Source organism: Streptomyces sp. NPDC058691 (assembly GCF_042714775.1).
Classification (GTDB): Bacteria; Actinomycetota; Actinomycetes; order Streptomycetales; family Streptomycetaceae; genus Actinacidiphila.
Window position 1 is genome coordinate 40,507 of record NZ_JBHXSO010000052.1, and the last position, 17,736, is coordinate 58,242.

9 protein-coding genes are annotated in these 17,736 nt (G+C 71.9%); 6 read left to right on the plus strand and 3 right to left on the minus strand.

The window, feature by feature from the left end; all coding sequences use genetic code 11:
* The first annotated feature begins 117 nt into the window (after positions 1 to 117).
* On the plus strand, positions 118 to 801 hold the full coding sequence (locus ACFWVC_RS29935; protein ID WP_384293990.1) for a TMEM175 family protein: 684 nt from the start codon (positions 118 to 120) through the stop codon (positions 799 to 801).
* Positions 802 to 829: 28 nt separating this feature from the next.
* Here ACFWVC_RS29935 and ACFWVC_RS29940 read toward each other — a convergent pair whose 3' ends face one another.
* Together ACFWVC_RS29940 and ACFWVC_RS29945 are read right to left on the minus strand one after the other, a co-directional pair.
* Positions 830 to 1,741 (minus strand): DMT family transporter, encoded by a 912-nt coding sequence (locus ACFWVC_RS29940; protein ID WP_384293994.1) that lies wholly within the window; start codon positions 1,739 to 1,741, stop codon positions 830 to 832.
* A gap of 7 nt (positions 1,742 to 1,748) precedes the next feature.
* Positions 1,749 to 3,869 (minus strand): PQQ-binding-like beta-propeller repeat protein, encoded by a 2,121-nt coding sequence (locus ACFWVC_RS29945; protein ID WP_384293998.1) that lies wholly within the window; start codon positions 3,867 to 3,869, stop codon positions 1,749 to 1,751.
* Positions 3,870 to 4,143: 274 nt separating this feature from the next.
* On the opposite strand from ACFWVC_RS29945, the gene ACFWVC_RS29950 reads away from it, so the two are divergent.
* Both ACFWVC_RS29950 and ACFWVC_RS29955 read left to right on the plus strand, forming a co-directional pair.
* Positions 4,144 to 4,446 (plus strand): cupin domain-containing protein, encoded by a 303-nt coding sequence (locus ACFWVC_RS29950; protein WP_384294004.1) that lies wholly within the window; start codon positions 4,144 to 4,146, stop codon positions 4,444 to 4,446.
* Between the two features lie 138 nt (positions 4,447 to 4,584).
* Positions 4,585 to 5,580 (plus strand): GNAT family N-acetyltransferase, encoded by a 996-nt coding sequence (locus ACFWVC_RS29955; RefSeq protein WP_384294010.1) that lies wholly within the window; start codon positions 4,585 to 4,587, stop codon positions 5,578 to 5,580.
* A 31-nt stretch (positions 5,581 to 5,611) separates the two neighbouring features.
* Here the strand turns inward: ACFWVC_RS29955 and ACFWVC_RS29960 are convergent, their stop codons facing one another.
* Positions 5,612 to 7,141, minus strand: a complete 1,530-nt coding sequence (locus ACFWVC_RS29960; RefSeq protein ID WP_384294013.1) for a hypothetical protein — start codon at positions 7,139 to 7,141, stop codon at positions 5,612 to 5,614.
* 283 nt (positions 7,142 to 7,424) lie between these two features.
* On the opposite strand from ACFWVC_RS29960, the gene ACFWVC_RS29965 reads away from it, so the two are divergent.
* The 3 genes from ACFWVC_RS29965 to ACFWVC_RS29975 all read left to right on the plus strand — a co-directional run bounded on the left by ACFWVC_RS29965 (position 7,425) and on the right by ACFWVC_RS29975 (position 17,635).
* Entirely contained in the window at positions 7,425 to 12,479 is a 5,055-nt protein-coding gene (locus ACFWVC_RS29965) for a hypothetical protein (protein ID WP_384294016.1), read from the plus strand.
* A 79-nt stretch (positions 12,480 to 12,558) separates the two neighbouring features.
* A complete protein-coding gene (locus tag ACFWVC_RS29970; RefSeq protein ID WP_360905839.1) occupies positions 12,559 to 12,855 on the plus strand; it encodes a WXG100 family type VII secretion target in 297 nt (98 codons plus the stop codon).
* A 295-nt stretch (positions 12,856 to 13,150) separates the two neighbouring features.
* Positions 13,151 to 17,635: an FtsK/SpoIIIE domain-containing protein gene (locus ACFWVC_RS29975; RefSeq protein ID WP_384294022.1), complete on the plus strand. Its 4,485-nt coding sequence runs from the start codon at positions 13,151 to 13,153 to the stop codon at positions 17,633 to 17,635.
* Positions 17,636 to 17,736 lie beyond the last annotated feature (101 nt).

The following is a 17,736-nucleotide window of genomic DNA, read 5'->3' on the forward strand; positions in this document are numbered from 1 at the left end:
GACAGAGCAAATTTGCGGCATATCCATGGAAGATTGGCATCATGCCCTGGTGGCGGAGGGGTTCGGTGGCGTGAGTAGACTCCCGCGAACATGTGACGCTACGACGGACCGGGCGGGGTGGCTGTGGCGAAGGATTCCGGACCGGGCGAGTCCCTGGCCGTGCGGGAGCACGAGGACGGAACGGTGGGCGAGGAGACGCATCCCACGCCGGCGGCCGAACGCATGCTGCTGTTCACCGACGCCGTGGTGGCCATCGCGATCACTTTGCTCGCTCTCGAACTGCCCCTGCCCCAGGGGCACACCAACTCCGAGCTGTGGCACTCGGCGACCGAGGACCGCCGTGACTACCAGGCCTTCCTGATCAGCTTCGCGGTGGTATGGGCCCACTGGTCGTCACACCGCCGGATGTTCCGCGCCGTGCGACGGCTGGACGGCGTTCTCAGCGGGATCAACGGCCTGTGGCTGCTGATGGTCGTGCTGATTCCCTTCGCCATGAAGGTGCTCGCCCCGGATGGCGCGTTCCAGGCCCGGTTCGGCTTCTTCGCGGTGATCCAGACGCTGGCCGCCCTGCTGTTCGGGCTGATGGCCTGGCACATACCGCGGGCCGGCCTGGCCGGCGCGGGGGCCCCGCCCGGGATCTTCTCCGATGCACTGGAGAGGAGCATCGCCATCGCGGCGTGCTTCGCCGTGTCGGTGCCGGTGTCCCTGACGGGTGACTGGGCCTATCTGTGCTGGGGAGCGGCGCCGATCGCCACCCGTCTGGTGTCGCGGTCGCGTTCACGGTCGCGTTCACGGGCCTGACCGTTCGGGAACGTCCGCCCCGCCGAGGTCAGGCGTCCGGACGGGTGCCGCGTGTGGCGCCCGCCGATGCCGCCACCACGCACAGCACCGCGATCCACTGCGTCCAGTGCAGCGACTCCTGGAGCACGATGAGGCCGATGAGGGCCGCCATCGCCGGTTCGAGGCTCATCAGGATGCCGAACACACGCGGTGGGATCCTGCGCAGTGCTTCCAGGTCCAGCGTGTACGGGATCACCGACGACAGCAGGGCCACGCCGAGCCCCGCGACCAGGACCCACGGCTGCGTCAGCGCCGCTCCGCTGTCGGCCACGCCGAACGGCACGGTCACCAGTGCCGCGACGGCCATTCCCAGAGCCAGGCCGTTGCCTTCCGTGGTGTGGCGGCCCAGTGCCGCTCCGATCAGGATGTACAGGCCCCAGCACGTTCCCGCGGCCAGGGCGAACAGAAGACCGGCGGCGTCGAGGTCGCCGCGTCCCTCCATCAGCAGGACCACACCGCCCGCCGCCAGCAGGGCCCACAAGGCGTCCAGCCATCGCCTCGACCCGGCCATGGCCACCGCCAGCGGCCCGAGGAATTCGACGGTCACCGCGATCCCCAGCGGGATCCGGGCCAGCGACAGGTAGAAGCACAGGTTCATCAAGCCGAGGACCACGCCGTAGCCGAGCACCACCGTCCACGTGCGACGACCCATGCGCGGCGACGGCCGCCACCACAGCAGCAGCACCGCCGCCGCGAAGAACAGCCGCAACGCGACCGTCCCGAAGCTGCCCACCGCGTCGAACAGGTGCTTGGCCAATGCCGAGCCCACCTGAACGCTGACAATGCCGAGCAGCACCAGTGCGGTTGGCGGGATGGCGCCGAAGGCACGCCCGGCCGACGCGGTCAGGGACGATCGGGGGTGCGGGCCGCGTTCGGTCCCGTCGACGTTCCTGGTGGCCACGGGTGGATTATCGACCCTCAGCGGTCAGGGCGTACATCTTCTCGTCGTCGCCGGCCACATAGACGATGCCGTCGGCCACGGCAGGTGCCGAACTGACCGTCCCGTCGAGAACGTAGGACCACCGGACGTGTCCGGAGGCGGCATTGATCGCGTAGAGCTTGCCGTTTCCCGCATACACCGTGTCGCCGGCCAGGGCGGTGCCTGTCGCGAAGTCGTCCTCGGTGAGGTCGACGAGCCACCGTTTGTCACCGGTGGCGGCGTCCACCGCGCCGAACTTGCCGGCCGCCCCGGTCTCCCCGGCAGGTTCCGCAGCCCACCCGAACATCTCGCCGCGGGCGCCCACCTGCACGTTGACGATGTCACTCGTCCATTTGACGCGCCCGTCACGCACGTCGAGCGCATACGTGGTGTGGCGGTAGTCGCTGTAGATGTACACCGTCCCGTCCGCGACGGTCGGAGTCGTATCGAGATAACTACGGGTGTTGTAGGCCCACTTCTTCGCGCCCGTGGCCGCGTCCAGCGCATACAGACGGTAGTCGTAACCGGCGACGTAGACGCGACCGTCCGCCACCGCAGGCGAGGACGTGATCTGCTTGCCGGTGCGATAGGTCCACTTCTCCTTGCCGGTGACGGCGTCCACCGCGTAGACCCTGCCGTCCGCGGTTCCGAAATACACGACGCCGTCGGCCACCACCGGCGTCGAATAGACTCCGAAACCGGTGAAGAACTTCCACTTCACCCGACCGGTCGCGGCGTCCAACGCGTACACGCTGCCGTCCTTGCAGCCGGCGTAGACGGTGCCGTCGGCCACCGCGGGTGACGCCTCTTTCCGGCTTCCGGCGTCGTAGGTCCACTTCGTTCGACCGGTGGCCGCGTCCAACGCGTACACCTTGCCGTCCTCGTCGCCGGCGTACAGCATCCCGTCGGCCAGGACCGGCCTGGCCGACACCTTGCCCTCAAGAGGGACAGCCCACACCCTCTTCACGCGCGGCTTCTTGACGGAGCCCGACGCGACGGGCTGCCGGCCGCTGCGGTCCGTACCCCCGGAGACCCACGCGGCGACGCCCGCACCCGCACCGGCCGTCAGGAGCAACGCGACACAAGCCGCCGCGAGACGACGCGATTTACGCCGAGCGGAAGGGTCCCGCTCATGCGCGACGTCAGATGACGGAGCGTCAGCACCCTTACCGTCTCCTCCGGCCGTGCCCGGGTCCACCTCGGTGAGCGGTGCCGTGTCCGCGGACGCCTCCACCGACCCGGTCGTGGACGTCGAGGTCTCGGTGGACGCGGCCACAGCCCGCAGCCGGTCGCGGACCTCGGCAGCGGAAGCGGGCCGGTCCTCTGGTCTCTTCGCCAACAGTTGTGCGACCAGCGCATCGAGGGCCTCGGGCACAGCCGGCCGCCGAACACTCGGCGCATCCGGTGTGCGGTGCACGTGAGCGAACATCAACGCGCTCGTCCTGAGTTCCCCGAACGGGCTGCTGCCCGTCAGCAGCTCGTGCAGCAGACAGCCGAGCGAGTACAGGTCGCCCCGGGCATCCTGCCGGCCCGTCTCGAACCGCTCCGGCGGCATGTAGGCCAACGTGCCCATGACCCGCGTGTCGGACAGCGTGCCCGTCTCCACGTGGCGGGCGATACCGAAGTCCAGGACCTTCACGACCCCCGACTCGGTCAGCATCACATTCGCCGGCTTCAGATCCCGGTGGACGATGCCGGCCGCATGCGCGGCCGCCAAAGCGTCGGCAAGCTGTGCGGTCCATTCGACCGCGTCGGCGATCGAAGGAGTCCCGGCCTCCCGCAGCACCTGCCCGAGGTTGCGGCCCCCGACGAGCTCCATCACCAGAAGCAACGTCTCATCGGCGTCCCGGCCCAGATCGAAGACCGTGACGACACCCGGGTGATTGAGCGCACCAGCGGTCCGCGCCTCGCGGAAGAACAACTGCGCCGCGTCGTCACCCGTCAGATGCGACTGCAGCAGCTTGACCGCGACCTCACGACCGATGACCCGGTCATGGGCGGACCACACCTCGCCCATGCCGCCACGGCCCAACCTGGCCCGCAACTCGTACCGGCCCGCCAGAACACGCCCCACGCCAAAACCCCCACCGGTCACCCTGTCCGGCCCCATCGGACTCGGAGGCCGGACCAGGGCATCGTATCGGCCAGGCTGTCCTGAAGTACCCCAGGACAGCTTGGCGGAACGGCGGTTACGGGGCGAGGGTCTCGCCGGCGGGCGCCTTGCTGACGGTGCCGGCGGGGGCGGAGACGACCAGCCCTGCCGCTTTGCCGAACGGTCGACCAATTCCTTTTTGATGTCGGATAGCTTTCAAGGCATCCATTGTTTTTTGTGCGCGGGCCCGTTCGCCATGACCGACCGGGCTGGTGAGGAGAGGTGTGCCGTGATGGTGGTCAACCTGACGGAGACTGCGGCCGGTCTGCCGGAGGCGTGGAGTTCTCAGAGGCTGGGCCTGGTGGGGGAGGCCTGCGTGAAGGTACTGCGCATGGACGAACTGCCGGTCGGGGAGGAGAGCCATCGTGCCGCGGAGGCTCTGCTGGTCCTCGATGGCCGGCTGGAGCTGGAGGTGGATGGTCTGCCGGTGTCGGTGCGGGCGGGCGAGCTTTTCATGGTGGCGGCGGGAACTGCGCACGCGGTCCGCCCCGGAAGCCGTGGCACGTTGGTGATCGTGGAACTGCCGGAGGGGTGACGGCTCTTCAGGCGGCCATGGCCGCCTGAGGGCGACTTGGGGAGTGGGGCCGGCCCGCACCGCACACACCATGCTGCTGGAGTCGCAGGACGGGAGCAGAATGGGATGGGCGCACTGTCACTACCGAGGGCTGGACCGATGAAGAAGTCCCTGTTCACCGTGGAACCCATATCCGTTCTTGAGGAAACGGTGTTGGAGGAATTCCACGCCGTGCATCGGCATGCCCACGGGTTCGATTTCCCTGCCGATCCGCCGGTTTGCAGGGCGTCTTTCATCGGGCAGATCGTGAGGCCTCGCCCCGGACAGAGAATATCGGTCTGGGTTGCTTGGGGCGACGGCCACCCGGCCGGGATCTGTGTGGTCGGCCTGGACGACAACAACCCGCTGAAGGGCGCGGATCTGGTCTTTCTTTCGGTGCACCCTGAAATGCGACGTCAGGGAGTGGGGCGAACGTTGCTGTCCGCAGCCCGGGAGTATCTCGGCGGGATGGGCGTGAAGAAGTTGACGGCATTCACCTCCAGCTCTGCCGAGATCGGGCCCGGTGATGCGTTCGCCGAGGCCACCGGCGCCGAGCGGGTCGCCCGATACCGTCGGCTGTCGCTGAACATCGCCGACCGTCCTCGCAAGGACGGTTACGAGGTACCGGTCGGCTACCGTCTCGCGCGCTGGCGTGGTGGTGTCCCCGCCGAGTCCTTGGCGGAGTTCGCGGCCATGTCCACCCGGCTTGCCGAGGACGAGGCAGCCGGCTCAGGCCGCGGCGCGGCGGAGACATTCGACGCCGAAAAGGTCGATGGCCTGTATGCCGTCCTGCGTGCCTGGGGCTTGCGCACCTACATCACCGCTGTGCGGCACATGGAGAGTGGCCTTCTGGTCGGCTACTCCGCGCTAGGCATGGCCAGTTCGCATGATCGGGACGCAAGCCAGTGGGACACGGTCGTGCTTCCGGCGCACCGCGGGCAGGGCCTGGGGGCGGTATTGAAAGAGGCCAATCTTTCATGGGCTCGCGAGCATGAGCCGGAGCTGAGTCGTGTCACCACATGGAACGCCGTCGGAAATGACGCCATGACGGCGGTCAACGAATCGTTCGGGTTCCGCGCCGATGCTTGGGGATCCGTTCGGATCTGGTCCTGGTAGTCGAAAGCTGCCCTGTCCTGCCTGACCGGCCTCACCCCGTGCCCGCGGGCACCGGCACGGTCTGGGCCGGGACGAAGACCCTGTGGCCCAGGATCCCGGTGTCGACGGTGCCGTCCTCCTCCGCCTGCCAGCGCCAGTGGGCGCCCGGGACGTCCCCGGTGGCGAGCACGATCCAGCCGCCGTCCCGAGAGGAGAGCCGGGTGAGTGCGGGGAGGTCCTTCTCGGCGGGCGGCTGGGCCAGCACGAGTATCCCGGTGACGGGGGCCGTGCGGGTGGCGCTACGGATGAGGCCGGCGCCGACTTCCGGTGCCGGGACGGCCAGGGGGGACCGGGAACCGCCGCTGACGTCCTGGAGGCCGGGCACCCGCAGCAGCCCGTGCTGCGCGTGCAGGTCGGGCAGCACGGTGCGGGCCGGGTCGACGGCGACCACCGTCACCTCGGCATTGTCCTGGCGCGCGCTGTCCAGCAGGCTGCGCACCAGCGCGGCCAAGGTGTCCCGGGCGACCCGCAGGTCACCGAGGATGCTGAGGGTCCCGTTGAGCTGGCCGAGGTCGACCAGGAACTGGCCGTGCCCGCGCTCGCTCACGCCCACGCGGGCCAGGAGCGGGAGGGGCAGGCCGTCGTCCGGGCCGCCGTCCTCGACGGAGGCGGGTACCCCGGTGCGCTCCCAGCGAGTGGGCTCAAGGGCCGTCCACCGCTCAGGGGCCGGCCCGGTGGCGGAGACGGCGGCGAGCACCTTGGTGGGGAGGGCGAGCACGCTGTAGACCCGGGTGGGCGGGCTGCCAGGGCCAGGGCCAGGGCCCGTGCCCGGACCGGAACCGGGCGTGGCCAGCACTTCGCGCAGGGTGTGCCGTACGACCGGAAGCGTGTGGGTGTCGGTGACCAGGGAACGGCCCAGGGCGGCCCGGCGCCGACGGCGCAGCGCGCGCTGGGCGGCGCGTGGCAGACGCGGGCGCAGCACGCGGGCGGCGCGCCACAGGGCCGTGCCGATGCGGCGGGCGAACCGGGCCAGCGTACGGCGGGCGATGATGAGGACGGTGAGCAGGGCGAGGCCGGCACCGCCGCCGACGAGGGGTCCGATCGGAAACCCCGATCTGAAGGAGGCCGTTCCGGCGATGGTCAGCGGCGCGGACGCCCCTCCGGTGGCGGCCGCCACCGTGGCCTCGGGCAGCGGCCCCACCTGTACGCCGTCACCGGTCGCGTCGTCGGGCAGGCGCAGTGCGAAGCCGGGGACCAACTGCTCGGGCCGGGTGAAGGGGAAGCCGTCGGGAAGCCTGCGCCCGGTGTTGAGGTCGAGGATCTCGGAGAACCGGTTGCCGTCGCCGAGAGTGCGCTCGGCGATGGCGAGCAGGGTCTCCACCTGCCCGTCGTTCTGCTGGGAGGACTTCACGACGTAGTACTTGACGTCGTCCGCGGTGCTCGCGGTGACCGCCGCCACGGCGGCCGCGCGGGCCGGGGCCGCCGACGCCGTCCGAGCCGGCGTCAGAACCGGCGCGGCGAGGGCCACCCCGATGGCCAGTACGAGCGCGGCCGGGCGCCTGACCATGGCCGCGGCGCACATGGCCGAAATGTTTGCGGAGCGCAATCTCCATCCTCCTGAGCAGTGCTCGCCCGACACACTACTGTCATGAACGGTTCATCCGGGCGGGGGATAGTCGGGTGGTGAACTGAGCCTAGCCATACCGGAGTTGCTACTGGTACGGCCGAGCGGTGAACGATCGGAGAAGGGCAACAACGCTATGGCGAGGCGGCACACAAGCGGATGGGAAGCGCTCGGTTTCGACACCGACCCTACCCCGGGCGACCCGGAGGCCATTCGTACCCTCGCCCGGACGTACCGGGACTTGGGTGACCAGGCGGACCAGGCGTACCGGTTGCTCGGCACCGACGCGGCGATCCGGCACGGCAAGGGCCAGGCGATGGCCGCCCTCCAGGACAAGATCAAGGACATGCCGCGCTTCCTGGACCGGACGCGGACGTCCTTCCACTCGGCGGCGGACGCCTATTCCGTCTACGCCGGAGTGCTCACCGATGCGCAGAGCCTGCTGGACCGGGCGATCGACCAAGGCGGCCCCATCGCGGCGACCGCCTCCGCGGTGGTCCCGGACATGCCCGAGAACGCCACGCCGGAGCAGACGTCGAGCCACGACGAGCGGGTGACGGAGGTCGGCAACGCCAAGTCGCAGCTGTCGGCGGCGACAGCGCTGGCCCAGCAGGCCCGGCAGATGCGCGAGGACGGGTCCGCGAGCGCGTCCAGGACCCTCGACGAGGCGGCCGATCAGGCCATTCCGGCACGGAACATCTTCCAGAAGATCGGCGACTGGCTCGCCGACCATCCGATCTTCGAGATCATCATCGGCATCTTCGCCGGTCTCGTCGCGATCTTCTTCCCCGTGGTGGGGATCCTGATCGGCGCCCTGGCCTTCGGCTTGTCGGTGGTCCGGATGGTCTCCCAAGGCCACCTGGAAATAGGTGAGTTAATTGTCGGCCTGCTGACCATCGTCCCGGGCGGGGTGCTGCTGGGGCAGTTGGGCAGGCTCGGCAACGTCGTGTCGAAGTTCGCCCCGCTGGGCAAGGCGCTGGCGACGGCGGGCCGGGGCGCGGGCACCATGTCCAACGCGGTCAAGGGCTGGATGAAGGGATCGACCTTCACCCGCAAGGTCCTCACCCCGCTGGGCCGGGGCGTCAACTACGACGGTCTCAAGGTCAGGCCGGCCTTCGTGGTGACGCAGAAGGCGGTCGCCGAGGGGACCACCGAGTTCGCGCTCGGCGCGACCGCGACCGTCATCTCGGACCTCGCCGCGGGCAAACAACTGGACGCGGCGAGAATCCTCGCCGGCGCCGCGGTCGGCGCGGCCGTCGGCGGCGGCTTCGCCGTGCTCGGCGGCACGAAGTTCGCCAACAACCTCAAGGACGCCTTCACCACGGAGGGCAAGTTCAAGAGCAACGTCGGCAAGGCGTTCTCCGCGTCGAGCTTCACTCCGGGCAGCCTCCTGCACGTCAACGGCCGGGAGATGCCGCAGAAGACGGGCTTCCACGGCATCACGGGCAAGACCGAGGGCGACCAGACCACCGGCGCGCTGAAGACCAAGGTCACCACGCCGGACGGTACGACGACCGAGACCAAGACCGAGCCGGCCACCCCCAAGCCCGCTGCGCCGGCGGACGGCAACCCGCAGCCGGAGCCGAAGACCACGACGAAGACGACCACCCCGGACGGCTTCACCTCCAAGACCTCGGGCGACACGAACACGATCGAGAGCCCGCAGGGCGACAAGGTGACGTACGACGGCACCCAGACCAGCGTGGACACCCCGGCCGGCAAGGGCTCGCACCTCACCACCACGCTGACCGACAACGGGTTCACGACCTCGAACGGCCCGTTCGGCGGTGGTGTCACGCAGGGCGCCGACGGCACGGTCGCCTTCAGCGGCACGGTGGAGGCGGGAACTCACGGCCCCAACCCGCCCGCCTTCACCGTCGGGGCGGGCGGCGACATCCACACCGGGGGACTCACGGTCCACGACGCGGGCGGCACCACCACGGTGTCCGGGGACGGGGTCTCCGTCCAGCACCAGGGCACCGTCACCTCGGTGTTCCACGGCGCTCCCGGCAACCCCCCGGTGGTCACGCACGACACCGGCGCCGGGGCGCACGGGACCGTCGAGGTCAATATCGCCGGGCACCATGTCACGGCTCCCGCGGACCACATCGGCGGCGGCGTGGACCTGCCGGGCCACCAGCACGTCGACCCGCCTCAGGCAGGCGGTGTCCCGGTCCACGACAACGGGGTGACCGGCACCCTCCATCCGGACGGCACCGCGACGGTGAGCTCGATCGGCGGTCCGACCACGCACCTGAGCGGCGACGGGTTCACGGTCGTCCCCGACCCCCACCAACCCAACACCACGGTGCAGTTCGACAGCAGCGCAGGGCACTACGGACTCGATTCCGCGGTCAACGTGACAACACAGGGCGGCCCGTCCGTCAGCGCCGACAGCGACGGCATCGTGACCGTGCAGGGCGGCCCGGGCGGCGGCGGCACGGCGTTCTTCACTCCGGACGGCGTCACGCTGACCGGCGACAACGGCGCCCAGTTCACCGTCGGCCAGAACGGCGCCTTCGACGTCGGCGGCATAAGCCACGGCGCGAACGGCACACTCACCGCCGGCGGCAGCACCGTCCACGCCGACGGCACCGCCGACTTCACGCACAACGGGTTCCAGTACCACGTCGGCCCGGACGGCGTCATCACCCCCGCCCCCGGCCAGCACGGCCCTCCGGGGCCGGACGGCGCCCCCACCCCACCCCCGCCGCTGGCGCAGGCGGCCCCCGGCCATCCGGTGGCACACGGCAACCTCACGGTCTCCGTGGACGGCCACGGAACCCCGACCGTCACCGTGCAGGGGACCAGCACCGTGGACGGCACCGGCCACGTCGTCACCACGACGGCCTCGGTCTCCGGCGGCGGCACGACCCTCGACTCCGGCGGCTTCCACGTGACCACCGGCCCGAACGGCACGACCGCCACCGGGCCCGGGTTCTTCGCCCACAACGGCCCCGGCGGCATCACCGCGGGTGCCCCGGGCGGCCAGCCCGCCGTGTCGGTCACGGTCGGCCACAACGGCGGAGCCACGGTCGCCGTCGGCGGCAGCACCACGACGCTCGGCCCGAACGGTGCCACGACGCACGTCAACGGCGGACTGGTGGCCACCGGCAACGGCACGGTCTCCAGCGCCCCGGTCGGGCAGGGCACCACCGTCGACAGCGGCGCGGGCGGCGCCGGCGCCACCGTGAACGACGGCCACGGCGGGGCGTTCACCGTCCGCCCCGGCACCGACGGCACGGGCAACCCGACCGCCGACATCACCCACCCGGACGCCCAGGGCAACCCCGCCCAGGCCCAGCTGGGCGCGAACGGGATCAGCTCGCAGGGCGTCACCGTCCAGAGCGGCCCGGGCGGCGACGGCGTCAGCTTCAGCCAGCAGGGCGACACCGCGACCACGACCACCACCTCCGGCGCCGACGGCACCGTGCACGTCACCGGCCCCGACGGCAGCGCCCAGGTCGGCGGGCAGTCGGTCACGGTCACCAATGCCTCCGGGCAGAGCGTGAGCAACACCAACGGCACCATCACGGCGGCGGGCAACGGCCACACCACCACGCTCACCCCGGACGGCAACGGCGGCTTCTCCACGCGGACGGTCGACGACAAGTCCGGCGTCGGCCACACCGTTGACCCCAACGGGCAGCTCAGCGTGGAGAATTCACCCAGCGGCGCCGACATCACGGCGACGCGCGACGGCGGGACGGTCCAGACCCCGCCCGACAAGGGCCCGGCCTACGTCGGCAGCCCCCCGCTCGTCGGCGGCGACAACACCCTGACCAACGGGACGGGCGGCACCACCGTCACCACCCACGGCGCCCACCCGTACGCGGCCCCCGGCAGCACCGTCAGCCACAACGGCGACGGGCATGTGACCGTCGAACACGGCGCGGGAACCGCGAGTTTCGGCCCGGGCGGCGTCACACACCTCGGACCCAACCCCAACGGTCCGGTCGATGCCCAGGGCAGGCCCGTCGACACGGGCGGCAACCCGATCGGCAACGGACCTGGCGAGACCTCCGTGTCCACGGTGACCGGCGACGGCCAGGGCGGCATCACCGTGCAGACGCCGGGCAACGGCCCCACCATCCACCACACCGGCGGCTTCGGCGGCCGGTCCACGGTGGACACCGGCAACGTCACGGTCACCAAGTCCGACAGCGGCTTCCCCAACGCGACCACCCCGGCCGAGAAGTCCGGCGTCCTGCCCGGCAAGGACAGCCCCTTCGCCCCACAGGGCCCGCCCGCGACCTTCACCGTCGGCGCGAACCACCCGGGCGGCCCCAGCGTCCAGGTGCCGATCTGGGGCGGCGGCTCCAGCGTCAGCAGTGGCAGCCTGCACGTCGACCACACCGGCAGCGGGACCTTCCAGGTCGGCGGCCCGGGCGGCGCGGGCGACTCCGTCACCGTGCGGCCGGACAACAGCCTCACCGGGGGCCCCGGCGTCCATGTCACCGACCACCCCGCCGTCACCCCGCCGCCGGGTCAGCAGGGGCCCTCCGTCCCCGCCCACCAGACGGCCACGCTCAGCGACGGCACCACGGTCTCCAACCTGGGCGGCCCCGCCACGTTCACCCCGCCCGGCGGCGCCCCCGGCACCACCGTCGACCACGGCACCGCCACCACCACCGACCCCGGCAACGGCGTCACCATCACGCAGAACCCGCACGGCTCGGCCGACTTCCAGTACACCGGCAACGGCGAGAACACCACGCTGCACGTCGGCCACAGCGGAGTCACCGGGTCGGTGGACGGCAACGGCACCACCCACACCTTCACCGCGGGCGACAGCAGCGCCGTCACGGTCCGGGACGCGGGCGGCACCAAGGTCGCCGGCATCGACGGCTCCGGCGGCTTCACCGAGCAGCACTCGGCCGTGGACGACTACGACTTCAACGTGGGCAGCACCCTCAAGCCCGACGACTACCGCGAGTTCGCCTGGGAAGCCGCCCGCAGCGCGCTCAAGGGCGTCGTCCAGAACTTCGCCGTCGCCGGCGTCCAGATCGGCCTGGGCGCGGACCCCACGAACGCCCTGGAGAACGCCGCCCTCGGGGTGGGCACCTCGGTCGCCAACGGCGTCACCAACAAGCAGTTGGAGAACAGCCACATCTTCAACACCAAGGGCCCGGAGGTCCTGTACACGGACATTCCGGTGAAGTTCATCAACACGGCCAACGACAACCAGAACCGGGAACTGCTCAACCCGCCCCAGCCCGAGGGTCCGGTGTCACTCACCCCGGAGGAACTCGCCTGGATCCAGGCCGAGCAGAGCGAACAGAACCCGGGCCGGTAACCGGCTCCCCGCCCGCGACAGCCCACCTGACAGCCGACCCCGACCGCCCGGCCCGCACCACAGGAGAGGAACAGCCCTCATGCCTCAGTTCGACGTCAAGACCGAGATCACCGACTCCACGTCGGCGACCGTGACCAACGAGTACGACCAGGCCATCGCCCAGCTCCGGAAGATCAAGACCGACATCGACAACCTTCTCGCCGACGGCTACCGCACGCCCGCCGCAGAGACGAAGTTCCGCCCGTTCTTCGAGTCCTTCCACAAGGGCTACAACGATGTCATCGAGGGCCTGCCGGGCATCTCCCAGTACGTCAAGAGCGTCGGCGAGGGCTTCACCGAGACCGACAACCAGCTCGGCAACAGCCTCCCCCACTAGGGCGTGTTTCGAAAGTAGCGCCGGCCGCCCGGAGGGCGGGTCCCGCGGCGTCTGGTGCGGTGCATCGCAAGGCGGAGGGTCGTCCTCGTAGTGGGCTACTCGGACGATTCGACAACGCAGCGAGATGCCGTGCCAGGCGTCGCGGGTGGGGGCACCTCCCAGCGGTAGCTGGGGGAGGGACTTTCGAAACACGCCCTAGTAAGCCCGGCACCTGGCGGACGGGCCGGACCGCAGACCTGTCCGGCCCGCCCCGCCCCGCCCCCGTTCGCTTCACGAGGAACCGAGGAACACCCCCATGCGCCTGACCGTCACCGTCGTCGACCCGGATCCCCGGACGGGCCGGGCGGCCGACATCGTGATCGACACCGACCCCGGTGTCCCGGTCGGCGACATCGCCGGAGAAATCGGTCAGGCCCTGCACGGCACCTCGCCCGCCGACGACCCGCCCGTCCTCTACGCGGGAGCCGAGCGGCTGCCCGCGGAGCAGGCCGTGGGCGCCGCCGGACTGCGCTCGGGCGGCCTGCTCGCCCTCGGAACGCCGCTCGACGTGCCGCGCGCCGGCCAGGAGCCCGAAGGCGTGGCCGAGTTGCGCGCCATCGGCGGCACCGGCGCCGGATCGGTGTTCCGGCTGCCGCCGGGGAACTTCGAGATCGGCTCTGCCGAGACGGCCCGGGTCCGGCTGCCGGCCGGCGACCTCCCCGCCACCGCCGCCCACCTCACCGTCGCCGTGGACGGCGCTGTCTCGGTACGCGCCGCGCGCGGCGAGACCCTGCGCCTGGACGGCACCGAGCTGACCGGCACCGGGCTGACCGGCGGCGAGGAGTGGCGGGACTGGCCCGTTGCCGGCGTGCTGACCTGCGGGCCCGTCCTGCTGGAACGGGCCGAACCCACCGCTCCCGACGCCGCCGTGGTCCCCTCGGCCGACGGGACCGGACTCGACTACAACCGGCCGCCCCGGCTGCTCCCGCCGACCCCGAAGAACCGTTTCAGGCTGCCGCGAGAGCCCAGCAAGCAGCCCCGCAGCAGGATCCAGCTGCCGATGATCTTCGCGCCGCTCGTCATGTCCGGCGCCATGACCGCGATCACCGGCAACTCCCGCATGCTCCTGTTCGGCCTGCTCTCCCCGGTCATGGCCCTGGTCAACCAGCTCACCGCCAAGCGGCGCGGCAAGGAGACGTACGCGGAGCAGCTCGCCGCGTACAAGGAGACCAAGGCCCAGCTCGACGAGGAGGTCGAGGACGCGGTCCTCGCCGAGCAGGCCGCTCGCCGCGCCGCCTGCCCCGACCCGGCGACCGCCCTGCTCATCGCCGCCGGTCCGCGCCGCCGCCTGTGGGAACGCCGCTGGCGGGACGACGACTTCCTGCTGCTCCGGTTCGGGCTGGCCGACCGGCCCGCCTGGGTCGAGCTGGAGGACCCCGCCGAGTCCGAGCACCGCCGCCGGGTCACCCGCACCACCCACGCCGTGCCCGTCGCGGTGTCGCTCCGCGAGGCGGGCGTCGTGGGCCTCGCTGCCGACGTACGCGCCTCCGACGCGGCGCTCCGGGTCGGCGGCGCCCCCGCCGACGGCAGCGGGGCCGAGATCATGGCCTCCCTGGCACGCTGGCTCGTCGCCCAGGCCGCCATCCTGCACAGCCCCTCCGACCTGCGCGTCTACGTCCTGTCCGGCTCGTCGGGCGCGGACCGATGGTCCTGGGTCCACTGGCTGCCGCACTGCGCCCCGCAGGGCGAGGACACCGTGAGCCTCGTGGGCTCCGGCGCCGAGTCGCTGGGCCGCCGCGTCGCCGAACTCAGCGCCCTGATCGCCGCCCGCAAGGCGGCGGGCCGCAACGCCCCGCGCGGCGGCGCCGCCGGTGAGCCCGACGTCCTCGTGGTCCTGGACGGCGCCCGCCGCCTGCGCGCCCTGCCCGGCGTCATCCAGATCCTCCGCGACGGCCCCGAGGTCGGCGTGTACGCGCTCTGCCTGGACGACGAGGAACGGCTGCTGCCCGAGGAGTGCCAGGCCGTCGCCGTCGCCGGGGTCGGCGGACTGTGGATCCGGCAGGCCGGCGTGGAACCGGTGACCGGCGTCCTCATGGACGCGCCCGAGCCGGCCTGGTTCACCGGCGTGGCCCGCGCGCTGGCCCCCGTCCGGGATGTCGGCGACGACGCCGAGGAGGGCCTGCTGCCCACCTCGGCGCGGCTGCTGGACGTGCTCGGCCTGGAACCGCCCACCGCAGAGGCCGTCGCCGCCGCCTGGGCGGTGTCCGCGCGCAGCACCAGGGCCGTCCTCGGGGAGGGCGTCGACGGGCCGTTCGCCATCGACCTGAAGGCCGACGGGCCGCACGGTCTGATCGCCGGCACCACCGGCTCCGGCAAGTCCGAACTGCTGCAGTCGCTCGTGGCGTCCCTGGCCGTCGCCAACCGGCCGGACGAACTGAACTTCGTCCTCGTCGACTACAAGGGCGGCAGCGCCTTCGCCGAATGCGAGGAACTCCCGCACACCGTCGGCATGGTCACCGACCTCGACACCCATCTCGTCGAGCGCGCCCTGACCTCCCTCGGCGCGGAACTGCGCCGCCGTGAGCACATCCTCGCCGACGCCGGCGCCAAGGACATCGACGACTACACGGACAAGCGCGCCCGTCGCCCCGGACTCGGCCCGATGCCACGGCTCGTCCTGGTCATCGACGAGTTCGCGTCCATGGTCCGCGAGCTGCCCGACTTCGTCTCCGGCCTGGTCAACATCGCCCAGCGCGGCCGGTCGCTCGGCATCCACCTGATCCTCGCCACCCAGCGCCCCTCCGGCGCCGTCACCGCCGACATCCGCGCCAACACCAACCTCCGGATCGCGCTGCGCACCACCGATCCGTCCGAGAGCCGCGACATCATCGACGCCCCCGACGCCGGCCAGCTCTCGCCCCGCACCCCCGGGCGCGCCTACGCCCGCCTCGGCCACGCCGTCCTGCTGCCGTTCCAGACCGGCCGGATCGGCGGCCGCCGCCCCGACCTCGCCGCCGCCGCCGAGGGCGACCATCCGGCCCCGGTCCTCACCGAACTCCACTGGGAGGAACTCGGCGACCCGCCGCCCGCCCGCCGCGGGGGAGGCGAGCAGCGTGCCGTCCAGACCGTCACGGACCTGGCGGTCCTGGTCCAGGGCATCGGCGCCGCCGCCGAACTGCTCGCCATCCCCGAGCCCCGCCGCCCCTGGCTGCCGCCCCTGCCCGACTCGTACGCGCTCCCCGAGGGCAGCGGCCCGTCCTACGACGCGGAAGGCCGCCTCGCCCCGGTCACCTTCGGGCAGGTCGACGTGCCCGCGGAACAGGCCCGCACCGACCTCGTCTTCGACTTCGACGAGATGGGGCACCTCCATCTCATCGGAGCCCCGCGCAGCGGCCGCTCCCAGGCACTGCGCACCCTGGCCGCCGCCGTCGCCCGCGACCACAGCACCGCCGACGTCCACATCTACGGTCTGGACTGCGGCAACGGCGCCCTCCAGGCGATGGCCGAGCTGCCGCACTGCGGCGCCGTCGTCGACCGCGGCCAGGTCGAGCGGGTCGTCCGGCTGCTCAACCGGCTGGTCGCCGAACTGAACAGCCGCCGCGCCCAGCTCGGCCGCGGGGGACTCGCCGATCTCACCGAGCTGCGCCGTCGCCGCAGCCCCATCACGCGCCCACCCCACCTGCTCGTCATGGTGGACCGCTTCGAGGCGTTCGAACGCGACTTCGGCACCTACGACCAGGGCAGCGTCATGGAGAAGATGCTGCTGCTGCTCCGCGAGGGCGCCGCCGTCGGCATCCACCTCGTCCTCACCGGCGACCGGATCCTGACCTCCTCCCGGTTCGTCTCCACCACCGAGGACAAGCTCGTGCTGCGGCTCAACGACCGCAACGACTACTCCGCCGTCGGTGTGCCCTACCGGGAGATCCCCGCCGAGCTGCCCGCCGGCCGCGCCATCCGGCTCAAGGACACCTGCAGCGTCCAGATCGCCCTCATCGACCCCGACCCCAGCGGTGCCGCCCAGGCCGCCGCCCTGGACCGGATCGCCAAGCTGACCGCCGAACGCGACCGCGCCGTGCCGGCCCAGCTCCGCCCGTTCCGGGTGGACGTGCTCCCCGACCGGTTCTCCTTCGAGGACGCCCTGGCCCGCGTCCCCGAGGGCGCCTCCCCGCTGTGGGCCATGGTCGGGGTCGGCGGCGACGAGCTCTCCGCCGTGGGAACGGACCTGGCCGCCGTCCCGACCTTCGTCATCGCCGGCCCGCCCCGCTCCGGGCGCAGCACGGTCCTGCTCACCATGGCCCGGTCCCTGCTCGCCCGCGGCAACAAGCTGGTCGTCGTCGCCCCCCGGCCGTCCCCGCTCCGCTCCCTGGCCGGCCGGCCGGGTGTCGTCGACGTCCTCACCGACCCGGACGTGGCGCTCGCGGACTTCCGCCGGGCCCTGCACGGCGTCGACAGCCCGACCGGCGCCATCCTGCTGGACGACGCGGACATGCTGGCCCACTCCGAGATCGACTCCGACCTCACCACCTTCGCCCGCGGCGCCGCCGGGGACGGCTGGGGCCTGATCGCGGCCGGCAACAACGAGGCGTTCCTCAGCAGCATGAGCGGCTGGCAGGTCGCGCTCCGCCGCAACCGCTGCGGTGCCATCCTCGCCCCGCGCAACCTCAGCGACGGCGAACCCGTCGGCGCCCGCCTCCCGCACGGCCTGCTGGGGGCCGACCCCGAACCGGGCAAGGCGTACCTGCACCTCGGGGACGGCAAGTACACGACCGTACGCGTCCCCGAGCCGGGCGGCACGCGCTGAGCACGACGGCGGGCCCGGTCCTCCCGCGGGGGGGGCGGGGCCCGCCGGGCCCCCGCCCGCACGGCGGGGGTAGGAACCCGCCACAGACAGGGGCGGTGGGA